1 protein-coding gene is annotated in these 343 nt (G+C 59.8%); it reads right to left on the reverse strand.

The window, feature by feature from the left end; translation table 11 throughout:
- On the reverse strand, positions 1-299 hold a 299-nt coding region (locus AF337_RS03935), incomplete at its 3' end, for a DUF932 domain-containing protein (RefSeq protein ID WP_152970890.1).
- Between the last annotated feature and the right edge of the window lie 44 nt (positions 300-343).

The raw sequence follows: 343 nt of genomic DNA on the forward strand, positions 1-343 counted from the left end.
GTGTCGCCGACGCTGTAATCCTTGCCATCGTCGAGGCGCCGCATTCTGATCATATGCTTAGTGAAATCCTTTCGGCCTTCGTCACGAGTGCGTGCCTGCCGTGCGCCAACTGGCATAAAGCCTTTGCGCATGAGGCCGCGGAGTACTTCAATCGTGGGGATGGGCTGGAACCGCTCGGAGCGGCTTTCGTGAGCCTCGACCGCGAAGATGGACGGCGCAACGCGGCGCATCTCGTCTTCGGTCATCGCGCGCGCCGTGTGGTCGAAGCGGGCCGTATTCGGGGCATAGATCATATTCATTAGTCCGGTTCCTTATGGCTGGAAACGCAAAAGCCCGGCACGAT

The sequence above is a fragment of the Rhizobium ecuadorense genome (assembly GCF_001187535.1).
In the GTDB taxonomy this organism is placed as follows: Bacteria; Pseudomonadota; Alphaproteobacteria; order Rhizobiales; family Rhizobiaceae; genus Rhizobium; species Rhizobium ecuadorense.